Here is a 255-nt window from a genome sequence, read left to right as displayed (position 1 = left end):
ATATGGCGCGAGACGGAATCGAACCGCCGACACATGGAGCTTCAATCCATTGCTCTACCAACTGAGCTACCGAGCCAATATTGCGGGAGCAGGATTTGAACCTACGACCTTCGGGTTATGAGCCCGACGAGCTACCGAGCTGCTCCATCCCGCGTTAATATAAAAGGAGGATGTGGGATTCGAACCCACGCACGCTTTTACACGCCTGACGGTTTTCAAGACCGTTCCCTTCAGCCGGACTTGGGTAATCCTCCA

Annotated in this window: 3 tRNA genes; all 3 read right to left on the bottom strand. The window is 53.7% G+C overall.

The features are described from left to right. Positions 1-3: 3 nt before the first annotated feature. Positions 4-76 (bottom strand) — tRNA-Phe (locus DB729_RS09405). A 4-nt stretch (positions 77-80) separates the two neighbouring features. Then, a tRNA-Met gene (locus DB729_RS09400) sits at positions 81-154 on the bottom strand. A 10-nt stretch (positions 155-164) separates the two neighbouring features. Beyond that, a tRNA-Ser gene (locus DB729_RS09395) sits at positions 165-254 on the bottom strand. Position 255: the final 1 nt, after the last annotated feature.

Source organism: Streptococcus halitosis, from assembly GCF_003143695.2.
Classification (GTDB): Bacteria; Bacillota; Bacilli; order Lactobacillales; family Streptococcaceae; genus Streptococcus; species Streptococcus halitosis.
This window is presented reverse-complemented; position numbering and strand designations above follow the sequence as displayed.